This window comes from Marinilabilia salmonicolor JCM 21150 (assembly GCF_000259075.1).
Taxonomy (GTDB): domain Bacteria; phylum Bacteroidota; class Bacteroidia; order Bacteroidales; family Marinilabiliaceae; genus Marinilabilia; species Marinilabilia salmonicolor.
In genome coordinates, this window is sequence record NZ_AJKI01000061.1 from 1 (window position 1) to 24,120 (window position 24,120).

The following is a 24,120-nucleotide window of genomic DNA, read 5'->3' on the forward strand; positions in this document are numbered from 1 at the left end:
CCAAATTTTTAGACTGTTATTTTATTGATTTTCAATTATTTAACTGTTTTGTCATGTACTAAGCCATTAGATATAATCCTCCTTTTGTTCCAACCCATATTCTACCCTCATCATCTGCGAAAAGAGATATAATATTATTGGAATAAGTTGGAGGTTCCTTAATGAAGAGATGCTCAAAAGAATTTGATTCCGGTGAGTATAGATTAAGTCCGTTAGATGTACCTACTAATATCTCTCCTTTCTCAGTCTCTGTTATGCATTTGACATATCGGTTACTAATTCCGGTGGAATCCGTCGCAACAAAAAAACTGTTAAACCCATCTTTTGTCGGCAGATAACGATTCAGTCCATTGGCAGTTCCTATCCACAACTCTTGTTTGGAGGTCTCAAAAAGACAGTTCACATGGTTATTCGACAGACTTAAAGAATCATTTAAACTATATTCATAAACTTGTGTTTCAATCCCATTATATTTGTTCAACCCACCACGGGTTCCAATCCACATTATTCCATCATGATCTTCAAGTAAACACAAAACAGAATTATGCGACAACCCCTCCTCCATGGTAATTTTTCTAAATTCCAATTTCTGACCGGGTAATATCTGGAACAACAGAAAATAAAGAAAAAGAAAAGACAGTACCTTGTTTTTCAATTTTTACATTTTTTATATCTTCTGCAAATATAAGGAATACAAACAATAAGGCAATTATAATTCAAAAAGAGGTTGCCAATGTAATCAGCAACCTCTTCAACTTTAAAATATATACAAATCAATCATCCTGCTTCTGCATAAAATCAGGAAAGCCACTTTTTGTCCACGCCACAACGCGGGCGCGTGTAGCTCTGTTAGGATCGTTCAGGGCTTCACCTTCAATCTCTTTGTAGTCGCGGGCATGATAAATCATTACCACAGTTTCGCCATCCTGGGCTACTGTGAATGAATTATGTCCTGGCCCATATCTCTTAAAATCAGGGTTTGAGTAAAAAACGGGACCGGGAGACTTCTGCCAATTCTTCTCATCCAGCAAATCAGCATCTTCATCAATCCACAAAAGCCCTAAACAATAATTGTGATTGGTTGCACTGGCAGAATAAGAAACGAAAATTCGCCCGTCTCTTTTTATAACTGCCGGACCTTCATTCACATTGTACTTCACTTTCTCCCAGCTATACTCCGGCTTAGTGATAACAACCTCTTTACCTGTGAGCGTAGTAGGATCCTTCATTTCGGAAAGCACGAGTCCGGTTCCATGTCCTTCATCCAGAACATTCTGTGCCCAAATCATATAATGCTTGCCGTTATGCTCAAAGGTGGTAGCATCAAGAGAGAACGAGTCATGTTCGGTCATTATACGGCCCTCCTCTTTCCATTCTCCCTCCAGAGCATCATCAGCCTCATTAGAAAGGGCATACATCCGGATATTCCAAATGTCCCCAGATTCACCTGCAGCAAAATAGATGTACCATTTACCGTCGATTCGATGCAGTTCGGGAGCCCAAATGTGACTTGCCATTACGCCGGTTTCATGTTTTCGCCACACAGTTTTTTCTTCCGCATCTTTGAGACCATTGATGCTTCTGGCCTTCCTAATTACAATGCGGTCATACTCCGGAACAGTGGCAATCAGGTAATAGGTACCATCATCACCTTTATACACCCATGGATCTGCCCGCTGCTCAGCAATAGGATTATCAAATTCAATCTTCTGCGCGAAAATTGAGGAGGAATAGACGAAGGTCATGATTACCACCAGAAAAAAACTAAACGATCTCATATAATTTCATTTTGTCATAAAGATTACCGGAAGGATATAATTGCTACAAAACCGGATATTCTCTATAATTAGTTAATACTTTCATTGTGCTATCCTGCCTGTCCCTTAAAGGTCTGCGATAGCCATATGCAAGTTTAACTCCGGATGATTTCAAACATGAGGACTTTAGTTTTTTTTAGGGGGATAAATGTTTCCGGCTATAAAAATAAAAATATTCAATTTTACCTCACCATCACATTCATTACAACAACAATCTAATAACCAAATCATTGATTCCGAAACTTCAAAAACCCGAAATAAAAGAATTTTTTTTACCCCTGTTAACTTTTAATCTATCTAGTGTTTGTCCATAAAGTACCATTTACTGCGTTACGCTTGCCCGAAAATCATTCATTTACTCAAGTAAACTGCGTATTTTCGGGCTTCGCAAGCCTTGTAACTGGCACTTTCTTGACAAACACATGACCAAAAACAAATTTTGGCTAGTTTATAGACAAACTCTATCTAACCTGAATAATTCATAAATAATTTATTACGATGATCAACCAACTGCGGTTGTCCATATTTCTTGCTGTTTGACCGTCTCATCACAAAAATTCATGAATTAATCAGGCTAAAACAATATTTAGAGGATTATCTGTCATCAAAAACCAGAAAACAAAAAAGATCTGTACAAGGTGTTTTGTACAGACCTTCCTGAAAAAATAATATTATCCATTGGTGTCCGATTAAAGAACCGGCATACAGTACATAGCCCACGAGGAAGGTTCTGCCTGACCTCCAACAGAGACATCCTCCATCACAATATCCCTGGCATAGCGCAAATCACTTGATCAACTCAAGCCCTTCAATATATCTGACAAAAGATTCCAGACTGTTAATTTCTTCTTCCTTTTCACAGGCTGAAGTCACCCACAGCGAAAGATACTTTGTTGGCTCTGAAACTAATTCAAACTGCTTATCCGCCTTGGTAATACTCGCAAAATCATCAGGATTAAACAACAAAGCTCCTCCAATATTCAATTGAACTGCCGCCACATCTTCGGGATGGATGCCCCATGTACAAATAAAATTATCAGACTGTCTGACCTCCGTTTTATCATGATAATTGATGCCTGTCAGAAAATAAACCGGGTTACTGCTCAATGCAAAAGCCTCGACCTTAGCCTCCCGGTGTCCGGAGAAAACGGTAACCCGCACCAACACATCAATGGTATCGCCCATATAGGGAATACCTTCCGATAACATCTCCATATAAGAAATTCCGGCTTCTTTTTTTACCCGGGCTGTTCTCTTAGTGACAGGATCCAGAAACATCTCTTCTTTGGTCTCCGGATTCCATAATCGAACACCTCCCATACCAACAGTGGAACCTACTTTGTACTGATCTGCGCCCCATCCCTCATTCTGCTGCTCTTCGGTAGGATACCAGCCTGCTTCGGCCAGTTCTAGCCCGGGACGTGTTTTATTATACACATCGATCGCCACTTTATGGTCAAAATAGAGCCGCAATCCCATCCACTCGTTCTCAACAGCAGGTCCGTGATGCGCCAGTTGCTTATACAAATTACCGGTTTCAGAAGAAATTTCAGATTTCTGTTCGGCCGCATCTTTCCATTTAAGGCTGATGTCGGTTTTGTTTTGGGAAAAACTACCTATTGTAACAAAAGTCAGTAGAACAATAAGAATTCTTTTCATATCACTTTTTTTTAGAAGCATTCATCATAATTATTAAGCCTGGTTTATTGATTTCTTCGAACTTCGTTTCATGAGTTTTCGTTATGGAATCCATAATGGTGTTGCGTTTTTAAAAGGCCGAAGGTCTATAAGCAAGAGCCTGGAAATTGTAACAACTCTCCCTCCTCTCATTATTGGTCGCGACGCGACCAATAATGAGAGGAGGGAGAGGAATACCTCAATACCCCAGGAGGTTGCCCTGGGGTATTGCCCTCAGGCTTTCAGCCTGTTTACATCTTACCTGTTTTATGTATAAGGCAGGTTAAATTTTTCAGTCGAAAAATATCATTCCCTTAAAGCGTCTGCCAGGGGAAGTTGCATCCTCTCAAGCTCTTCTACAACAAGACGTGCCATTTCCCGGGCTCCGAGAGGAGAAAAATGGGTGTCATCCTTTTCTCCCTGAGGGTAATTGGGATGTCCAGCTTCTACCCATAAATACAATACCTTAGAAAGGGAATCTCCTTTTTCACTTACCAGTTCAGCACTCAATGCGCGATGATCAATTAACGGGACATTCATTTCCTCAGCGACCTCCTTGGTGGCATCCGGATAATTTCCATGTGTGGGTATCAATACTCCGTTTTCATTGAATTTTCGACGAACCACAGAAGTCATCAAAACAGGAAAAGCCTCTCTGCTCCTAACATCCGTAACATACTTTCTGAGATGATTCTTAAATTCCGGGAGTGTTGAGTATCTTTCTCCCTTTGATGGACTTTCATCATTATGGCCGAATTGAATGAACACATAACTACCCGGAGTGATTCGCCCCATTAAGGAGTCCCATCGTCCTTCATAAATGAAACTTTTGGAGCTTCGCCCGTTTTTTGCATGGTTTTCAAACTTAACTTTAGCAGAATCAAAAAATTCAGGAAAAACCTGTCCCCAACCGGTCTCCGGAAAGGCATCCGGTTTCTTATCGGCCATTGTGGAATCTCCGGCAAGGTAAACGCTAAAAACAGTAGGATTGGAACATCCTGTTATTAATAAAATCAGTATAAAAAGGAAAAAAGATCGTTTCATGGATAAAAAAAATTTTGACAACTAATTTGCAATACTCCGGTAAGTCCTGTGGTTATGAAACACTACTCTACCAGACTATTGAACCAAACCTCGATGTTCACATAATCATCAGAGATTGATTTTAAAACTGCGTCTTGCGGATTATTCGGATCCAGGCCGTTTTCTTTTTCCCAGGCATCCGGCATTCCGTCATTGTCGGAATCCTTCGGGTATTCTGTGGATTTCAGTTCGGGCCAGCCGCCAACATCGGTCTGTGAATTGATTATTCCGTTGTCTCCGTATGTAAAAGTTCCCTGCTGAACTTCTTCCATTATCCTGCTATCAACAGCATCGCGGTTCAGAGAAGCTCCGGCATGTAAAACAACCTCTTTAAAGGCATCTTCGGCACTAAGCGGAGAATAATCGGAGATTTGATGTGGTTCTGAAACAAAAACAGAATCAGCAGGAAAATCATCGATGTCTATCCCTATAATATTATTCTCAGTTATTTCAGCATTTCCGTGCATCACATTACCGGAAATATAATAATTGCTGAAGGGCTGATAAGGCTCCAGGAACTCCTTTGATGAGCTCTTTGAAGTTGCCGGCCCCGGCTTAAAATAATTATTTACAATATTATAGTTTCCGTCCTCACCGGCGTACATACATTTCGACTTCCAGTTGTAAACCACATTATTTACCAGTTCAGCTCTTTCCAACTTAGGTTGTTTATGATATCTGCTTCCATGCAATCTGGGATTGCGACTGGTGTGATGCACCATCAGATTACCAATAAAGGAAGCTGTTTTTCCACCCCAGATGCCACCATATCCGTGATCTCCTTTGTGGTGAGCTGAAGAATTCATGCTCTCACTGATAATACACCATTGCAGAGTTGAGTTTTCATTGTCGTAAATGGAACAAACCTCATCGTTTCCCCAACTAAAGCTGCAGTGATCCACAATTAAATTGCGGTTTCGCATGGATGTGAAAGCATCAACTTCATCACCGGACTCATCTCCCGCACGAACTCTGATGTAACGAATAATAACATTATCATCTTTGACCTTTACAGGATAACCTGTTAAACATATTCCGTCTCCCGCAGCTGTTTGTCCTGCAATAGTTAAGTTACCATTGTTAATATCAAGTGGACTCTTCAAATCAATATTACCGGATACTTTGAAAACCACAATCCTCGGGCCATGCTTCCGAACAGCCTCACGAAGGCTGCCCGGTCCCTCATCATTCAGATTGGTTACCATTACTATTTCCCCTCCGCGACCACCAGTCGTATATTTCCCGGCACCAAGAGCTCCGGGAAAAGCGAGTGTGGATTCACCGGACTTCTGCTGAGAACACGCCCATCCGGAAATCATCAGCAGGAGGAGTGTTCCTACGACCTTTATTCTTTGAATCATCTATTTCTTTTTTTATTATCAACACGTAAAATATATTCTTCACCCATTGCCCCAGAGTTATCTGTTTAACTCAATGGCAGCGAGAATAAATGGTCCAACACCTTTGGGATCATTATCAACCTGCGTTTCGCTGATATAATATTCAAAAGTACCATCGCGATATGGATTTCCGCCTAATCCACAGGCTCCACAAATATGATGCATGGTTACAAGGCCGTTTTCATCTACTGTGATCAAATGCTCCAATATGCCATCAAAAATACTGTTGGCAGTTTTCAGGTAAGATTTATCCAGGTATCCTTTACGGGCTCCCTTGGCAAAAGCATAAGCAAACATTGAACTACCGGAACCTTCAATGTAATTTCCTTCACGATCCCCCATATCCAGCACCTGGTACCACAGACCTGTTTCTTCATCCTGAACGTTCATCAAGGCATCGGCTGTATTTTGAAAAACCGTAATCATAGAATCTCTTTTGGGATGATCTTCAGGGAAATAATCCAGAACATCCACAATGGCCATCATATACCAACCCATAGCTCGACTCCAGAAATGAGGAGAGCGCCCGGTCTCCGGATCGGCCCACTGTTGCTCTTTGCTCTCGTCCCAGGCATGGTAAAGCAGCCCGGTCTCATCATCATGAGTAACCTGGTAGGTCAGCAGAATTTCGTGAGCCACCTCATCAAACCATTCAGGAGCATTAAATTCCCGCGCGTACTGGGCAAGAAATGGAGTAGCCATATAAACTCCGTCAAGCCAGATCTGCCAGGGATAGATTTTTTTGTGCCAGTACCCGCCGCTTTTTGTTTTGGGATGATTGCGCATCTGTTCCACATGCATTTCAATGGCCTTGCGGTATTTTGCGTCGCCTTTCCGCTTGTAAACAGTAATAATATTCTTGGCGGGATTTATCCTGTCAATATTGTAATCGGTAGGATCATACTTTCTAACATCGCCGGACTCTGTAACAAAATAGTCCACATAATCCTCCATATACTGAGAATAAACTGAGTCCACATGTCCCAATTTGTCAATTGCCTGTCCCACCATCGCAATATCGTATTGCCATTTTATTTTATCGGGATTCAGATAATTTACCAGGCTGTCGTGACGTTCAATAACCGAGTTGGCCATTTTTACAGACCATTTCCCGTTTTCTTCGGCAGGCTTCTCATTGTTACATCCCACAGAAGAAAGGATGCCAAACACGGCCAATATGTATATTAAAATCTTCATGATTCCACTTTTTGATGCATTAATAATACTTGCCTCTTTTCATTTTTTAATCAGACAACTCAAATCAATCCTCCTAAGGCTATCTCTATAAGACAAGAAGAGAGGACTCAACTTCCAAATCCAATTCCTGATGTTACCAGTTCGTTCAAATATATTTCAAGATTCGTGTATGTGTCATCCGGTTTATTACCTGATGCATCCGAAGCATCATTTGGGTTAAGCCCTTTTTCTGTTTCCCATGTATCCGGCATTCCGTCTTTGTCTGAATCATCCGGAGCAGTTCCGGCTTCAATGTCGGGCCATCCGCCTACAGTGGACTGAGTATCGATAATCCCCAGTGCCTCTCCATAGCTCCCGCCATAAGTGGCATCTCCATTTCTTACTTCACCCACAATCCGTTCATCAACCACATCACGAACAAGACTTGCACCCACATGTTCCAGCACTGTGCTATAGGCATCTTCGGCAGAAGTATGGTTAACCTCTGTGATATCAAATCTGGATTCAGCAACCAAAGCATTTTTATCACCACCGCTTTTCAGATCAATCCCTAACCAGTTGTCGGCAGTAACCGAAGGAAATCCATCTACATAATTGCCGGAAACATAAAATTTACCATAAGCCTCTTCATAGTATGCTTCAAAAATACGGTCGGGATGACTTCCCGTAGCAGGCCCTGCTTTGTAATAGTTATTAACAATATTGTATTGTCCTCCTTCACCCCCATAAGAAGAATTGTCTCCCCAGTTGTAAATTACATTGTTGACCATCTCTGCCATTTCGCGGGTTATTCCGTCACGCACCCCATAAAACCGGGGATTACGGCTTTTGTGGTGAGCCAACAAGTTGTGGTGAAACGTGGCATTGTAACCACCCCACAGTCCGCCATATCCATGTGCTCCTTTGCCATGAACCGATTCATTCAGACTTTCAGCAATCAGGCACCACTGCATGGTGAAATTTTCATTGTCGTAAAAAGAAGCGCATTCATCGGTGCTCCAGCTCATACTACAATGATCAATAATAATATCCGCATGACGGCGCCCCCAAATGGCATCGCCCTCCACGGCATTCTCGTCCCCCATTCTGAAGCGAAGGAATCGAAGAATTACATTATCAGCTGCCACCGTAACCGGATATCCGGCGAGCGTTATACCACCTCCGGGTGCAGACTGCCCTGCAATAGTAAGATCACCATTCGATATTTTTAACTCAGAATTAAGAAAAATTGTCCCTCCAACAGCAAAAACAATAGTACGTGCACCTGACTGACCAATTGCGTAACGAAGCGTTCCTTCAGAAACTCCATCTTCCAGCGAAGTAACCACATATACATCGCCTCCACGACCACCAGTGGTGTACATACCCCCACCTTCTGCACCGGGAAAAGCTATAACAGCTTTTTCTTCCTCGTCATCAAGCTCATTTTCGTTATCCTCATTATTGTCGTCAATTTGCTCTTCATCTGTATCACTAAGTTCATCTTCCCCACAACCGGAAAAAGAAAAGACAAAAAAGGAAAACAACAAAAGGTATAATAACATCTTAAGCATACACTTACAAAAAATAGATAAACTCCCCGTAATTAATAATAGAAGGGATGCACCACATCAGGTGCATCCCAATAATTTGTTTTAATTCAACCAACGAGGGTCTCCTATCTGATAGAAGATAATATCCTCATCACTAACGGTAAAATCACCATTGTCAGGATCGGCAAAGCCCGGATCCAGGGTATAAAAAGTAGTCGTATAATCGTAAGAAGAAAAACCATCACTGTATAAGTTGGGTGAATTGTGATAGTTATTACTGTTGTACTCAACTATATTTGTTTCAGACTGACGTGAATAATTTGCCAGCACATTACTAAACAAGTTATTCTTAACAGTAATCTGATGATCTGCATGGCGAACATACATTATCCTGCGGGTAGTTCCTTCCTTACTTATTACATTGTAAAGGGTATTGTTTTCAAAATTGACAATACAGGCATTCCCGGGGAAGTTTGTTGAACCTCCGGAATCCATCCGGATAAGATCACGATCATTAGCACTATTGTAAATGGTGTTATTGATAAAATCCAAACGCTTGGTCATTCCGCCACGGAAGTCAATGAAATCACCTCCATCACAAATAATATTAGAGTAAACTGTATTACTAATTGAAACGGATTCGATCAATACAGCGTTACTTGCATAGAATACGCCTTTGGTATAGTTGGTAATTTCACATGCATCAATTACAACATCACCATAAGCTTCTGAAATCTCTTCATCATAGACAATAGTCTGATTACCGTCAGATGTAGCTCCATCGAGAATTAAATTACGCAACTCCAACCCTGCCAGTCCGCTCATTTTAACAATGGCACCTTTAACAACAGGCTTATCATTAGGATAAACTCCTTTTATTGACAAAGTTTTATTGATGGTCAGGTCTCCATCGATAACATACTCGCCTGGCATCAATGCAAAACCGGCTCCTGGATCTGCTGCCGCTATCATAGCCTGCAAATCATCTTCGGGGAATACCTGCGTTGCACCTCCAAGATCAATCAAAGTCCGGAATTCCATGGTTCCGCGTGTATCACCGTCTCGTGTCATAACAGCTGTATAATCAGTTTCACTGGTTAAGCCTGAAATAGAGACTGCTCCTGCTTCAATTTCCTCGGTCGTGATTTCATGAACAATATTTCCGGGGTTAACAGTGATGGTAGTTGCTGTTTCACCTGCAGGCCAGCGTAGTGTCACTGATTCATGTGTCAGATCATCCACCACTACATCAAAAAAGATCTGTTCTGTACCCGTTTCAAAAGTAGCTGTTGTCCATAATGATTCCGAAATTCCTTCACCAATTGCCATTACTCTTACAGAATACAGGGTTTCTCCCCTGAAACCAGGAGTAATGTAGGGGAGGTCAGCAAACTTTATATCTGTACCTGTTTTGACAGGCGTTCCGGAAAAATCCTCTTCTCCATTTTCATAAAACTCAACAGTATAACCAGTTGCATTCTTGACAGGCTCCCAGGTAAGACGTGCAGTTGTTTGATTAAGAATACGCACTTCCAAATCGGTAGGAGAGAACAAGCGGCTCACCTCCAGTTCGGTCAATTCCGGATCTATATCATCAGAACAGGCATTAAACCCAATCAATCCGACCAGACCAAACATTATTGCTGTATATTTAAAAACCTTCTTCATTGAATTACAATTTTATTAAGTCTCCGGGAAATTTCCGGACTTCACAATAAAACATCCGGAAATTCCCCATTAGACTACAATTAACATAATAACACGATACTGCATTAGTATCCGTAACCATCATTGTTCAACTGACCATTGCTAGAATCAAGAAATACCTGCCAGATAGGCCAATATTGTCTTTCATCAGGATCGGCCCTATATAAGGCATCCCAATACATGATTACATCTCCTTCTTCATTGAGGGACCATGTTTTTTCTTCAGAAAAACCAAGTGAAGTTCCTTCTGCATCCGTATCCCCATAATTTAATCCGTAAATAACAACCGATTCTCCATCATCGGCTGTTGAGAAGTAGATCTTCTGGGGTAAATCTGCATACTTTCCCTGACGGTTTTCCAGCATTTCAAGTTTTTGGGCAGATTCTTCCAGCTTTTGTCCCAGCAAATTCCAACGGATAAGGTCAGCTTTACGCAGTTTTTCTCCCACAAACTCCAAAGCCCGTTCATCAACAATGGCATTAAAGAAAGCTTCTTTACTTGCAGTAACATCAGCCATAAAAGCATCAACTTTATCAGGATTGTCAGGGAATGCCCTTTCACGAACCTGACGAAGATAAGGAGCTGCAGCAGCCGGACCATCCAACTCATTAATAGCTTCGGCAGCCATGAGCAAAACGTCCGAATAACGCATATAAAGGAAGTTCAAACCATCATCGTTTGGCGCATCCACTCTTCGTTTTGATTCCTCAAACAGCCATTCATAGCGGTATTTACCAAAATAAAATTTATTCATATTGGTTGGAACCTGCACCCCATCAGTCCACTCATAAGGCACACAAGAGATGTCTCTGCGAACATCCTCCACATCATAATCATAAAAAATGGCTGGATTGGCACCATTACTTCCACCTCTGTTTTGAGCTGTATATTTATCAGCGTTGGTATGCCTTACACCCAAATCAAAAATAACCCTGCCACGACCATCGTTAAAAGGAATCTCCCAAAGAATTTCTTTTCCTGCAACATAATCTTCACGATGTAAAGAGCGAAAAACACCTTCAAAAGATTCTAACTGAGCAGTTCCGCTATTGATAACATCCAGACACTCCTGTTTTGCAATTTCATACATTTTTTCGGCGGCAAGCTCAGGATCATTACTTCTTCTGATGCCATCAGGTCTTTGACCAAAACCTCCGGCTGCAAGTGCCAACCTGGCTCGCAATCCCTTCACAAAAGCTTTATTGATGCGCTCAGTAGATTGAGTGATACTACTTCCATTTGGCCAGGCCACAAGATCTGCAGCTTCATCCAAATCAGCAAGTAATTGTTTATATATCACATCCCTGTCAGACCTGGGCAAATATACAGTCTCTGCACTTACTGGCTCAAATCGGGCTGGTACATCACCCCATGCACGCAACAAATCGTTGTAAACTACTGCACGTAAAGTCAATACCTCTCCCAGCAACTGTGCCATAAAAGGATCATTTTCAACATCACCGTAAGTTCGTAATCCACGAATAGCCACGTTTGCCCTTTCAATGCCTTCATAGAATTTCGCCCAGGCATTATTATCAGAATTCATCTGACCGTTGTTCACATTTGTATTATAATTAGACAACCGGGCTTTATCACCGTCCACATCCCGTAAAGAATGCGTAACCTCAATATCTGTATTCATACCATAATAAAGGATAAAACGGCCTCTATAGGAGTTTGTCTCCCCAAAAGAATGGATTACTCCCGCCACTGCACCTTCTGCCAAACTGGGATTTGAAAAAATTACAGATTCATCGAGTGAAGACTTTGATTCCACCTCAAGTGTATCCTCACATGAGACCATCACCCCGGCTAGCAATAGTGCCATAAATGTTTTATATAAAATACTCTTCATAATTTCTCAATTAAAATGTTAAATTCAAACCAACAACAAATGAACGACTCTTCGGATAAGCTGAATAATCTACACCAGGTGTCAATGCTGTCCTTCTTCTGGTCGATACCTCAGGATCAAACCCGGAATAATTGGTCCATGTAAATACATTGTAAGCACTTGCATAAACCCTGAAATTACTCAGTCCGACACGTGATATGAGATCGGAAGGAAGTGTATATCCTAAAGTCAGAGTGTTCAAACGAAGGAAAGATCCATCCTCTACTGCCCAATCAGAAAAAACGAAACGCTGCATATATGGGGACCACATTGTGGTGTTGGCATTCATCTCTGACAATTCCTGAGGATCATTACTTATAGTTCCGTCTTCACGAAGATTGGTCCAACGCTTCCCATCTTCCATAATGGTCAACATGTTACGCGAGTGATACTTACTTGTTGATGTATATTCAACTTTGTTGGCATTGTAAACATCATTTCCATAGCTCCAGTTAAAAGCTGCAGACATATCAAATCCATAAGCACGCGCATTCAATGTAAAACCACCAGTGTGCAATGGATTAGCATCTCCAATAATTACTCTGTCATCAACATCCACCAGATCATCATTGGTTTCATCGTAAAGCTTCATTGTTCCGGGACGAAGACTTCCCACTACAGGAGAGCTATCCACCACTCCTTCCTTCAGAATCCATGCTCCATCAACATATCCATCAAAATCGTCAACACTATATCTTCCTGCATTTCTATATCCGTACATCTCACCTACAGAGCCTCCTTCTTCTACAATAAAATCAGCACCCACTTCAGTTGATGCCCAGCCGGAATCCTGAGTAAACGTATCCATCAAACCAAGAGAAATAATCTCATTTTGGTTGAATCCAATGTTTCCACTAAAGCTCAAACCAAAATCACGCTTGTCAAGAATCACCCAGTTCAGTGACATCTCAAAACCTTTATTTTGAGTTTCTCCCATATTGCGGTATTGATTATCATATCCGGTACCCGGTGTGGGGAACTGAATCAATAAATCCTTGGTATTATTGATATAGGCTTCCAGACTACCATTAATTCGACCCCCTAAGATATTATAATCCAGTCCAAGATTTCGGGTAACTGTAGTTTCCCATTTCAAATCGGGATTTGCCATGGTTTTTGAACCCGCCCAGTAGCTATCGAAACCATTCACATAGTTGGTGGTTTTTACCTCAAGGGTCTGAATTAACTGACCGGATGGAATATTATTATTACCCGCAGTACCATAGCTAAATCTCAACTTCATATCATTAAGCCATCCACGTACCCCTTCCATAAACGGTTCTGAAGTCACACGCCATGCAAATGCGGCTGACGGGAAATATCCCCACTTATTGCCATCTGCAAATTTTGAAGATCCATCGGCCCTAAAAGTGGCGCTTAATAAGTACTTATCATCAAAAGAGTAATTGGCACGACCAAAGTAGGAAAGCAACACGTCATCAGGACTGTAATAGTTTTCGATAGAATGTGCAGATCCTTGAGCGGACAAAGCAGATGCTTCGGCCAGGGTAAAAGACTCAGGTAAACCATGAACCGTTGTTGTATGCGATTCATTTTTTCTTAGAAAATATTCTTGTCCAACCAAAACATCCAGACTATGAGTTCCGCCAATCAGGTTACCAAAGTCATAATTTAAAGTATTGGTATTTCTAAAAGAATCCCGATTCCGTTTGGTAAAGATAATGGCAGGCATTCCGCTATTATCCGCTGAAGGACGATCCTTTACATAATAAGTGGTCAATCCATAAAAACGCTCATCATCGTACTTATAATCATCCAGGCCAACTTCTGTTTTCAAATTTAGGTTGTCAATCACTTCCCAGTTTGCACTTGCATTCATATTATACCTTCTCCTTGTCTGAAAGCGATCATTGTCGGCCAAAGCTGTTACAGGATGGTACAAATTGAAGTCCGGATCTGTTTCCCCCGAATTGGTTAATCCACCAACAGGGAACGGAGGATAAATCATTGCATATTTCAGACGAGAATCGGCAGAAGAAACCTCATTCTGCTCATTAGCTCCTCCTCCTTCAACTTCAGTATCAGAATAACGAAGGGAAAAATCAAGAGTTACTTTTTCATGAGGTTTATTATTCATCTTTAAAGTCAGGTTATCACGTTTAAAACTTGACATCTTCATAATAGCTTTATCATCAATATGACTATAACTGAAAGAGTACTTTGTCTTCTCACTACCTCCATTTATGCTCATATTGTGATTAAAAGTGAACCCAGTACGTCCAAAAACCTGTTCCTGCCAATCATTTGGTTCTACTTCTCTGTACAAATCCATGTCCTGATAATTCCCGAAATAATCGGTGTAATTTTCAGGTTTCTCTGCTAACTGAGCTCGTTCATACTGAAACTTAGCATAATCGTATGGACTTAATACATCAAGCTTATTCGCAAGTTTTTTCCATGCTGCATAAGCATTGTAATTCACAGAAACTTTTCCCGCTGAAGCTGTTTTGGTTGTAACGATAATTACACCATTGGCTCCACGTGAACCATAAATTGCAGTAGAAGAAGCATCTTTCAACACATCAATAGATTCAATATCATTTGGAGCAATATCGGAAATGGTCTCCACCGGAAAGCCATCAACAATCAAAAGAGGGGTATTATCTCCTGTAATAGAACCACCACCTCTAACACGTATTCTAATTTCTGCATCAGGAGATCCTTCAGTAGCAGAAATCTGAACACCTGCCAATTTACCGGTAATAGCCTCTGTGGCGCTTGCAACAGGAATGGCTTGTAATGACTCACCACTTACTGAAGCAACAGAACCGGTTATATCCCGTTTTTTAACAGTTCCATAACCGATAGCAACAACCTCATCCAGACCAATGGAAGATTCCTCCATTGTTACATCAATGACAGACCGCCCATTTACCTGGATTTCCTGGTCAGAAAATCCGATAAACCTAAAAACAAGTATGGTATTCTGAGCATCATCAACCTCCAATGAATAATTCCCTTCGATATCGGAAACTGTTCCTGTGGTTGTTCCTTTAATTATAATATTGACACCCGGAAGTGGGTCACCATAATTATCAGTAACCGTTCCCCGGACGGACAATTGTTGCTGGGCCCATGTCGTAGCGGAAATGCAAACGAGCAGTCCCAAAGCAAATAAAGTTTTAAAAAAAGACTTTTTTCTCATAACAAATCTGATTTAAATAGAAATTTAAAAAATTCAACCATATTGCACATTCGTTTGAATACTTTTTCACATTGCTAAATTACATTAAGCCATCACAGCCAACTTCCGAATAAATATCTAAATAGGTGTTGCAAATTGTTAATTTCGAGGGGGTGCAAATCATCTAAACATTGACTTAAAGACACTTAATCACATTTTGCCAAAAATAAAATTCATAGAACAACGCATCTTATTATCAGCAAACACAATCTGAAACCTCCAAGAGATAAGGATTTGCAAATTTTCAAGGCAGGAGGGTTGTTTAATGAGACAATGGTCCACTTAAAACGATGAATAATACTTACTCGTAAGAACTCAAAAAAAGATAAACTCTCCCCGGGAAATATCCATTCATCCCAGACCCTTAAAAAATAAAGAGGGTTTGAAACTGTTCTGATCCATACTAACTTGGCAGTAGCTTCAATACAAATAAATAAAATATACATTATTGAGTCATTCTAAAGCCAAATCAAAGATGAAACTGTTACAAAGCAGAACCAGAGCTCACCTTTACAAATTCTTCTGAAAAGTCAGCTTTCCTTTCTGTTTAAACGCAGTTTCCCGGCCATGACAGAATCCTGGAAATATCGGATTGCTGCCCCTGACAGGCAGTTAAGACAACCTTACATTTAGTTTTAAAGTTTAGAGATCTAATCGGCCATAGTCAACCATGCGAGTTCCATCATACCAACAACTTAGACTAATTATTTATTGATAAAATGAAGAATTCTTACAATAAACGGTCAATATTACGGCAACAAAAGCAGGGGCTGCCCATTATATTTTGGACAACCCCATTTTACCCTATTAATTCGCAAATTTACCGGTAACAATGCCTAAACTATCTGCGAAATAAAAATGTCCTTATTTAATCTTCACCTCATCAGCCTCAACTTCACTACCAATATTCACGACCTTTTCCACGACAGGCAAGGAGTTTTGCTGAATATTGATATTATCAGTAAGTTCCCCAAAGACAGCAAACGCAGTATTGCCGTAAACTTTGAATTCCAACTCATCAACATCAATATTTTTCCCGTTGTAAATCAAGAAAGCCGGTCCCTCGTCAGCAGTAACTTTCACATTTCTCATTTTTATCCCGTCCGCATCAATTATACTTATCCCTTGCGCCCCCCTTAAAACAGCATTTTCCAGGTGCACATTCTGCAAATTCATTTCGGGAAGTCCCATAAAGAATGCAGCATTCCCAAAACCATTAGCACGGATATTTTTCATAAAAATATTTCTGAACGATGGCGTTTCTTCAGTTACAGAAACAGCTTCAGCAGGCTCTTCAGAGGGAGCACTGTTGTCTCCATCATCCATCACCGGAGCATTTCCACCATAAAACAAGTTAAAGCGAATAGGTTCGGTAGGAATATCAATCATATCAATATTGGAGATATAAATATTTTCAACAACGCCTCCCCGACCACGGGTACTTTTAAAACGAAGTCCCACATCGGTTCCCATAAAGGTGCAATCAGAAACATGAACATTTCTAACGTCACCCGACATTTCACTGCCAACCACAAACCCACCATGTCCGTGATACACAATATTGTTTTTTACAATAACATTTTCGGTGGGAATGCCACGCCGGCGGCCGTCTTCATTTTTTCCGGATTTGAAACAAATTGCATCATCTCCCACATCAAATGTATTATTATAAATTACCACATTTTTGCAGGACTCCAAGTCCAATCCGTCACCATTTTGCGAATACCAGGGATTTCGAATGGTCAGATTCCGGATCGTTACATCTTCACTCATCAAAGGATGGATATTCCAGGCAGGAGAATTCTGGAACGTTGGGCCGTCGAGCAAGATTCGCTTACATTCTTTAATACTCACCATCACAGGACGCAGAAAATCCTTCACCTCTTCAAACGCGTCACGGTTATCAAAATCAGGAACATTAAAATTATCCCTGCCATCCCCGGCTTTTGATTTCTCAGATGGATACCAGATTTTACCATCATCACTAAGGACACCGCCCGATTGTACCAGTTTTTTCCATTGTGAAGGGGTCATTTTACTTTTCTTGACGGGCCTCCAGGCATCACCGTTACCATCAATCACACCATTCCCGGTAATGGCGATATTTTCCAGATTATGCGCATGAATGGGCGATATACAGCGATAGGTATCCAAGCCCTCGAAGCTGGTTTTAATCAGTGGATATTCATCAAAATTGGAACTGAAGCGAATCACCGCACCATCCTCCAAATGAAGATTAATGTTACTCTTCATCTGAATTGGTCCAGTTAACCAAATACCTCTGGGAACAATTACGCGTCCCCCCCCTTTTTCACTCACCTGTTCAATGGCCCGGGTAAAGGCTTCCCCATTTGGAGTAACAGCATCTCCGACTGCTCCAAATTCTACTATCGAAACAGCATAATCGGCAAACGAAGGTTCTTGAACCTTTGGCATTTCAAATTCAACTCCGCTATAAACAGAGTGTATTTCAGTTTCAGGAGATTTTTCTACTCCCATACAACCCGTGCTGATTGTAAAAATTAACAAAGCAGCCAGGCTTCCTTTAATTAAGAACGCTGGTGTTCTCATAGTTTTCCATTTTTATTATAAAAAATTGCTCTTTTTTTTCTTAATTTTCCGACTAAAGCAGGTTGTGACAATATAAACTCAATAAAGAATAATCAAGAGACGCAAAATATCAAAAAAACTATTCTTAATTGTTTTTTTTATCGGGGTCATTCTATCAACACACTGATTAACTTTGTTTTACCAACCACTCATCTACTTAATTAAATTATATAAAATCAAAAAAATGTTGCATTTTTGTAAGCATCCTGTTACAAGGACATGTGCAATATAACTTTCAGAAAAAATATCATAGGGAACCATTTATTATTCGAATTAAAATATGCCGGCACTCAGGTTCATCACTTCTTTTTTAATTTTCTCTTTATCATTTCCATCAGTATTATTGGGACAGGAAATTTTTCGTTTTGAGCACATCAGTACACAGGAAGGGTTGTCTCAAAACACAGTATCCGCAATGTATTGTGATAAAGATGGATTTATCTGGGTTGGTACCAACAACGGTCTTAACCGTTACGATGGATACACTTTTAAAGTGTTTAAGGGAAATGACGATGACTCCGGAATGCTCATAAATAACCGGGTTACAGACATCTGGCAAGACAAGCAGGGATTTATCTGGTTTATGACCCACGACGGATATTATCATTATTTTCATCCTGCTTTGGAGAAAATTCATACTCTCCCGGGATATTTGGAAAAAGTTTCGGATGATAATTTAATTATTACTGATTTTGAACAATACAACGATGATGAAATATGGCTGGGATTGAAATACCAGGGTGTTTTCCGACTGAAAAAAGATGATGAACAGCTTCGATACAAAGTAACACACTTTCTCAACCGGGGGCAATTTGCATTATCCAACAATGATGTCTCGTTTGTAAAGAAAGACAGCAAAGGCAATTTGTGGATTGGGACTCACCGGGGAATCAATTTTGTTGCAAAAAAGGATATTGATTCCGGCACTCCTACATTCCAGCACTTTTTTGTTGATTACTCATTTACTGCTTTTTGTGAAACTGATGAACATGTGTGGCTGGGGACAAACGACAATGGGCTTATACTTAAGGACAAGGATGACAATCTTTTTCTTCAGGTTAATCAGGAAAACACCTCTGATCTAATCAGTAACCAACTGACCAGATTATTTATTTCAGAATTGGGAGATATTTATGCCGGATTCAGGGACAACGGAATAATGCAATATGACACCAATCAGAAGAAATGGCGAAAAATTGACATTGCCGGAAAAAATGTGGATAGGATTTATGAAGATAACCACCACCAAATCTGGATAACCACAGAAACGTTTGGTGTTGACCGGTTTAATCCTTTGGATAAATCCTCCCGGCATTACCGCCTTTCACCATCATCAAGAGAAAATTCCACTGATCTCGAACGTCATGTGTTCTTTGAAGACAATAACAATAATTTCTGGATTGGATTGCACGAAGGAGGATTAGCCCTGTATAACAGACCCAACGATCAGTTCAGCTTTTATCTCAACGACCCCAACAATCCAAACTCCATTAATTCCAACATTGTTGCCAGCATTATCCATGACAACTCCGGACAGTTATGGCTGGGTACAGGACAATACTTAGGCGGTATAGAGAGAGTCATCCTCAGAACACCGGGCTTTAATCATATCCTGCCTCAGAAAGAGATCAAAGAAATATCAGACAATGTCACCAGGGCATTACATGAAGATGAAACAGGTCGTCTTTGGGTTGGATCCAAAGCAGGTCGTTTGCATGTAATGGATTCCCTCTACAATCAGCTGGCTGTTTACAATGAATTCATGACCGATGACACGGTGGTGTCAGGAGCCAATATATACTCCATCCTTACCGATTCCAATGGCTACTTATGGCTGGGCACCAAAGGAAAGGGTCTTTTGGTGAGCCAAAAGCCCCTAAATAATTATTCTGACCCTGCACGACTCAGATTTTACAATTATCAGCACAACCAGGAAGACTCCACCTCACTTACCCACAACAATGTTTATTGTATTGTGGAAAATGAGGAAAAAGAAATCTGGATTGGCACTTATGGCAACGGATTAAGTCAGGTAAAAACAAAATCTGACGGATCCCGGTATTTCCGGAATATACACAGTCAAAACAGCAGCCTGGGGAGTAATATGGTTCGAAACATTGTTTTTGACTCCACGGCACGCATGTGGGTGGCCACAGGTTTTGGATTGTATATGCGTAACCAACATGAAAAGGGCCCGTTCATGAGTTTCTTTTACACACCCGACAAAGATCAAAGTCTGAGTTACAACGACGTGGTACACATTTTTGAGGATTCCGACAAAGACTTATGGTTCGGGACTCTTGGAGGAGGACTCAATAAGCTGGAAAACATTAAAGATTCGGTTGCATCGTTTATGCACTACAACAGCAACAATGGACTGGCCAACGATGTAGTACTGGCCATGCAGGAAGGAAAACCGGGACACATCTGGGTAAGTACCGAAAATGGATTAAACCGCATCAATAAAAACACCGGAACCATAGAGGCATTCAATGCTAACAACGGCCTGAGTTTTAATATGTTTATGGAGAACACCTGTCTGAAGCGTAAAAACGGTGTTTTACTCTTTGGAGGTTACAAAGGCATTGAAGCGTTGGACAGTGATAAAATCAGCGTAAAAAACTACAGTCCTAAAATAGAACTCACCAACTTTCAGCTGTTTAACAAAGATGTATCAACTCTTGAGTCTAACTCACCTCTGAATAAAACCATTACTTACACCGATCACCTCAACCTGAAACACTTTCAATCGAGCTTCAGCATTGAATTTTCGGCACTGGATTATCAGGATCCGGGCATTGTTCAATATGCTTACTTCCTGAAAAATTTTGACAACAACTGGAACCTGATCGGCAACCAAAACAAGGCCACTTTCACCAATCTTCCTCCGGGTGATTATGTTTTCAAAGTTAAATCGACCAATCGGATGGGTGGGTGGATTGAAGCACCACGTGAACTGAAAATTACCATTTTACCGCCATGGTACAAAACCAACTGGGCCTATCTCGGCTACATCATCCTGTTCATAGGCTTTCTGGCAGGAATCCGAAAAATTGTTATCAAAATTAACCGCTACAGAAACGAACTTACAGTTGAAAAGAGGATTAATGAACTCAAACTGAAGTTTTTTACCAATATTTCGCATGAAATCCGAACTCCACTGACCCTGATTCTGGGACCGCTGGAAGACATCAAAAGCAAAACCCGTCAGATATCTCCTGAAATCTACAAAGAGTTGCAGATTGTGCACAAAAACGGGAAGCGTATGCTTCAGCTCATTAATCAGTTATTGGATTTCCGAAAAATCCAGAACAACAAAATGCGTCTTAAAGTAAGTCGGTTCGATATTATAAAGTTCGCCCGCGAAGTGTTTGACAGCTTTGGTCCTATCGCTCACCACAAAGATCTTGAATTTATCTTTCAATCCGACCAGGAAGAGGCAGACATATGGGCCGATGCCACCCAAATTGATGTAGTGCTCTACAATATATTAAGCAATGCCATAAAATTCACCTCAAAAGGGAAGAAGGTAATTTTTAACATCCGGCAGACCAATCAAAAAGAGCTCACTCTTTCCATCACAGACGAAGGCAAAGGCATTCCCGAAAAAAACCTGCAGGATATTTTCTCTCGCTATACCATCTTGAGCGATCAGGAAATGTCAGGCACCGGCATAGGTCTCTCTCTGGCCTACGAAATCACCCGACTGCATGGAGGACAACTATCGGTAGATTCCACCGAAGGTGCCGGAAGTACCTTCAGCATTACACTTCCCATAGGCAAACAACATCTGCTGGGAAGGAGTGACGTGGATTTTGTTGAAGAAGAAACATCTCACCATCACCCGGTAACAGAAGACACCTTCACTCCGCAGGTCCCTGATATCCAAAATCTTCAAAATCCCTCGACGGCCGGCAAGCCCGGAGTGCTTATAATAGAAGACAATGCCGAAATACTGGATTACATCGATCAGGCCCTCAGACCATGGTTCAATACAACAAAAGCATTCAATGGAGAGGAAGCCCTGGAGATTCTCGGAAAAATTCATCCGGACCTCATCTTAACCGACGTAATGATGCCCGGAATTGACGGCATGGAACTTACGGAACGTTTGAAAAAAGACTTTAGCACCAGTCACGTACCCATCATTATGCTCACAGCCAAGACAGACATCGAAGATCAAATCTCAGGTCTGCAGTGTGGTGCCGACGCATATCTGCCCAAACCGTTTAATACAAAGTTGCTCAAAACGGTGGCACTAAACCTCATTGAGCAACGTAAGCGTATTATTGCAAAATTCAGGGATAACAAAACCATCGATCCTGAAACACTGAAAGTGACCAGCAAAGATGAAGAGTTTCTGCAGCAACTGGTTACGTTTATTCAGGACAATTATTCCAATGAATTCTCCATAGAAGAACTGGCCGAACAAATGTGCGTCAGCCGGACAGTATTCTACAATAAAGTGAAAGGTCTTACAGGTATGAGTCCGGTGGAGTTTGTTCGCCAGATGAAACTCAAAATTGCTGCTCAGCTTTTAGAAAAAGGCTACAATGTTTCTGAGGTCTCATTCAGGATTGGTTTCAACGATGTGAAGTATTTCAGTAAGCAGTTTAAAAATCTGTTTGGATATCCTCCAAGCAGGCATAAGGAAGGTTAACATAGGAGCTGCTGATTTTTTATGTATTTGCAAAAAAAATGTTATCACCGAAATATTCTGCTCATAGGGATAGGGGGTGAATAATTGTGCCAATTGACGGGATAAACTTTGCGTCTTTGCATTTTTGCTTTTTTTAAAGGACTTTAGATACTAAATTGCAGAAAATTAAATGCACTTTCAATATGTCTCCTGACAAACGAAAACACAGAGGCCCGGCACCAAAGGACCACCTCCTTTTTTCACCGGAACAGGTTATTATCCTGAAAAAGGCTGCGGCAGATTACTGTTGGTTACTCGACCGGAACTATTCAGCCAAAGCTGCCCTTAAATTAGTAGGTGACAAATTCAAATTACAGGAAAGACAAAGACAAGCCATTGACCGCTGCTGTCAACCCCTAAGTCTGGCGGAACCTATCAAACAAAAAGAAATTAAAAAGCCCACCTCACTCAAGCACCAAACTATTGTAATAGATGGATTTAATCTGCTGATCATTCTGGAAGCTGCTCTTAGCAGAGCCCCTTTATTCAGAGGCAGAGATTCCCTAATCCGGGATATATCCGGGCTACATGGCTCGTATCGAAAAATCACTGAAACCCCACAGGCCATTGAGTTGGTGGCTGACTTTTTTATAATTTATCAACCAGAGCAGGTTTTTTGGGTTTTCGACAAGCCGGTAAGCAACAGTGGACGACTTGCCAAACTGGTTGCTGAAATCGGCCAAAAAACAGGCATTAACTGGAGCACCTCCCTTGAGGACCAGACTGACAGTAAAATTGCACATGCCCATGGAATTGTTATCTCATCAGACTCTCAAATCCTCTTGCACTGCAAAAAATGGTTTAATCTTTCTGCTTACATAATTGAAGAGAAGATTCCTGACAAGTGGATGATTGACATCTGGAAATAGCTGAAAAACACATCCCAAAACATAAACCTCACCAGTTAAGATTTTTTTAAAAAACATTTGTTTAATCTAATTCAGAACCTCGTTTATCTACAAATACAACGCATTCACCATATTTTTCTGAAAACCAGATAGATTAACCTCCAAATCAGGTAACATATTAATTATATTTGGCGTTCAAAAGATAAGAGTGAACATTTTTGGAAAAACACATCTTCCATAAAAGATTATTTCCTGATCACTCCTGATTTTCACAATTTTTAAGGGCCATAAATGCGCACCCCGGTATTTTACCGGTAAGTGCATTGGATTGTCATACTCTGAAGAGTTATAATTAAAACGACAATATTATGAAAAGGGCCCAAAAACATTCCGATTACAGAGAGACCTCTCGTATTTTTAACATTCCCATTATTATCCCCGGTAAGTTGC

At 40.8% G+C, this 24,120-nt stretch carries 13 protein-coding genes; 2 read left to right on the forward strand and 11 right to left on the reverse strand.

Translation table 11 applies throughout. The annotated features are described in order from the left end of the window. Positions 1-58 precede the first annotated feature (58 nt). The 11 genes from W7W_RS0120240 to W7W_RS0120295 all read right to left on the reverse strand — a co-directional run bounded on the left by W7W_RS0120240 (position 59) and on the right by W7W_RS0120295 (position 18,084). Entirely contained in the window at positions 59-655 is a 597-nt protein-coding gene (locus W7W_RS0120240) for a ligand-binding sensor domain-containing protein (RefSeq protein WP_010665444.1), read from the reverse strand. A 118-nt stretch (positions 656-773) separates the two neighbouring features. Then, positions 774-1,778: a glycoside hydrolase family 43 protein gene (locus W7W_RS0120245; protein WP_010665445.1), complete on the reverse strand. Its 1,005-nt coding sequence runs from the start codon at positions 1,776-1,778 to the stop codon at positions 774-776. An 825-nt stretch (positions 1,779-2,603) separates the two neighbouring features. Next, positions 2,604-3,476: a DUF4861 family protein gene (locus W7W_RS0120250; protein ID WP_010665446.1), complete on the reverse strand. Its 873-nt coding sequence runs from the start codon at positions 3,474-3,476 to the stop codon at positions 2,604-2,606. 324 nt (positions 3,477-3,800) lie between these two features. Further along, positions 3,801-4,538 carry a rhamnogalacturonan acetylesterase gene (locus W7W_RS0120260; RefSeq protein ID WP_010665447.1) on the reverse strand — a complete coding sequence of 246 codons (738 nt, stop codon included), beginning with the start codon at positions 4,536-4,538 and terminating at the stop codon, positions 3,801-3,803. 62 nt (positions 4,539-4,600) lie between these two features. Continuing rightward, complete coding sequence (locus tag W7W_RS0120265; RefSeq protein WP_010665448.1) at positions 4,601-5,938, reverse strand: pectate lyase; 1,338 nt, start codon at positions 5,936-5,938, stop codon at positions 4,601-4,603. Between the two features lie 57 nt (positions 5,939-5,995). Next, positions 5,996-7,174 carry a glycoside hydrolase family 88/105 protein gene (locus W7W_RS0120270; protein WP_010665449.1) on the reverse strand — a complete coding sequence of 393 codons (1,179 nt, stop codon included), beginning with the start codon at positions 7,172-7,174 and terminating at the stop codon, positions 5,996-5,998. A 107-nt stretch (positions 7,175-7,281) separates the two neighbouring features. Continuing rightward, positions 7,282-8,718, reverse strand: a complete 1,437-nt coding sequence (locus W7W_RS0120275) for a pectate lyase family protein (RefSeq protein WP_010665450.1) — start codon at positions 8,716-8,718, stop codon at positions 7,282-7,284. 90 nt (positions 8,719-8,808) lie between these two features. Next, complete coding sequence (locus W7W_RS0120280) at positions 8,809-10,374, reverse strand: fibronectin type III domain-containing protein (RefSeq protein WP_010665451.1); 1,566 nt, start codon at positions 10,372-10,374, stop codon at positions 8,809-8,811. A 104-nt stretch (positions 10,375-10,478) separates the two neighbouring features. Further along, positions 10,479-12,242 (reverse strand): RagB/SusD family nutrient uptake outer membrane protein, encoded by a 1,764-nt coding sequence (locus W7W_RS0120285; RefSeq protein WP_010665452.1) that lies wholly within the window; start codon positions 12,240-12,242, stop codon positions 10,479-10,481. Positions 12,243-12,279: 37 nt separating this feature from the next. After that, on the reverse strand, positions 12,280-15,474 hold the full coding sequence (locus tag W7W_RS0120290; RefSeq protein WP_010665453.1) for a SusC/RagA family TonB-linked outer membrane protein: 3,195 nt from the start codon (positions 15,472-15,474) through the stop codon (positions 12,280-12,282). Positions 15,475-16,377: 903 nt separating this feature from the next. Next, entirely contained in the window at positions 16,378-18,084 is a 1,707-nt protein-coding gene (locus W7W_RS0120295; protein ID WP_010665454.1) for a glycoside hydrolase family 28 protein, read from the reverse strand. A 319-nt stretch (positions 18,085-18,403) separates the two neighbouring features. Here W7W_RS0120295 and W7W_RS0120300 point away from each other — a divergent pair, with 319 nt between their 5' ends. Further along, positions 18,404-22,783 (forward strand): hybrid sensor histidine kinase/response regulator, encoded by a 4,380-nt coding sequence (locus tag W7W_RS0120300; RefSeq protein ID WP_029510699.1) that lies wholly within the window; start codon positions 18,404-18,406, stop codon positions 22,781-22,783. Between the two features lie 182 nt (positions 22,784-22,965). Beyond that, positions 22,966-23,691, forward strand: a complete 726-nt coding sequence (locus tag W7W_RS0120305) for a DUF434 domain-containing protein (protein WP_010665456.1) — start codon at positions 22,966-22,968, stop codon at positions 23,689-23,691. The last annotated feature ends 429 nt before the right edge of the window (positions 23,692-24,120 follow it).

Excerpts from the sequence above, each read along its gene's own strand:
- W7W_RS0120245 (WP_010665445.1), bottom strand. The coding sequence starts at position 1,778 with ATGAGATCGTTTAGTTTTTTTCTGGTGGTAATCATGACCTTCGTCTAT.
- W7W_RS0120250 (WP_010665446.1), bottom strand. The coding sequence starts at position 3,476 with ATGAAAAGAATTCTTATTGTTCTACTGACTTTTGTTACAATAGGTAGT.
- W7W_RS0120260 (WP_010665447.1), bottom strand. The coding sequence starts at position 4,538 with ATGAAACGATCTTTTTTCCTTTTTATACTGATTTTATTAATAACAGGA.
- W7W_RS0120265 (WP_010665448.1), bottom strand. The coding sequence starts at position 5,938 with ATGATTCAAAGAATAAAGGTCGTAGGAACACTCCTCCTGCTGATGATT.
- W7W_RS0120270 (WP_010665449.1), bottom strand. The coding sequence starts at position 7,174 with ATGAAGATTTTAATATACATATTGGCCGTGTTTGGCATCCTTTCTTCT.
- W7W_RS0120275 (WP_010665450.1), bottom strand. The coding sequence starts at position 8,718 with ATGTTATTATACCTTTTGTTGTTTTCCTTTTTTGTCTTTTCTTTTTCC.
- W7W_RS0120280 (WP_010665451.1), bottom strand. The coding sequence starts at position 10,374 with ATGAAGAAGGTTTTTAAATATACAGCAATAATGTTTGGTCTGGTCGGA.
- W7W_RS0120285 (WP_010665452.1), bottom strand. The coding sequence starts at position 12,242 with ATGGCACTATTGCTAGCCGGGGTGATGGTCTCATGTGAGGATACACTT.
- W7W_RS0120290 (WP_010665453.1), bottom strand. The coding sequence starts at position 15,474 with ATGAGAAAAAAGTCTTTTTTTAAAACTTTATTTGCTTTGGGACTGCTC.
- W7W_RS0120295 (WP_010665454.1), bottom strand. The coding sequence starts at position 18,084 with ATGAGAACACCAGCGTTCTTAATTAAAGGAAGCCTGGCTGCTTTGTTA.
- W7W_RS0120300 (WP_029510699.1), top strand. The coding sequence starts at position 18,404 with ATGCCGGCACTCAGGTTCATCACTTCTTTTTTAATTTTCTCTTTATCA.
- W7W_RS0120305 (WP_010665456.1), top strand. The coding sequence starts at position 22,966 with ATGTCTCCTGACAAACGAAAACACAGAGGCCCGGCACCAAAGGACCAC.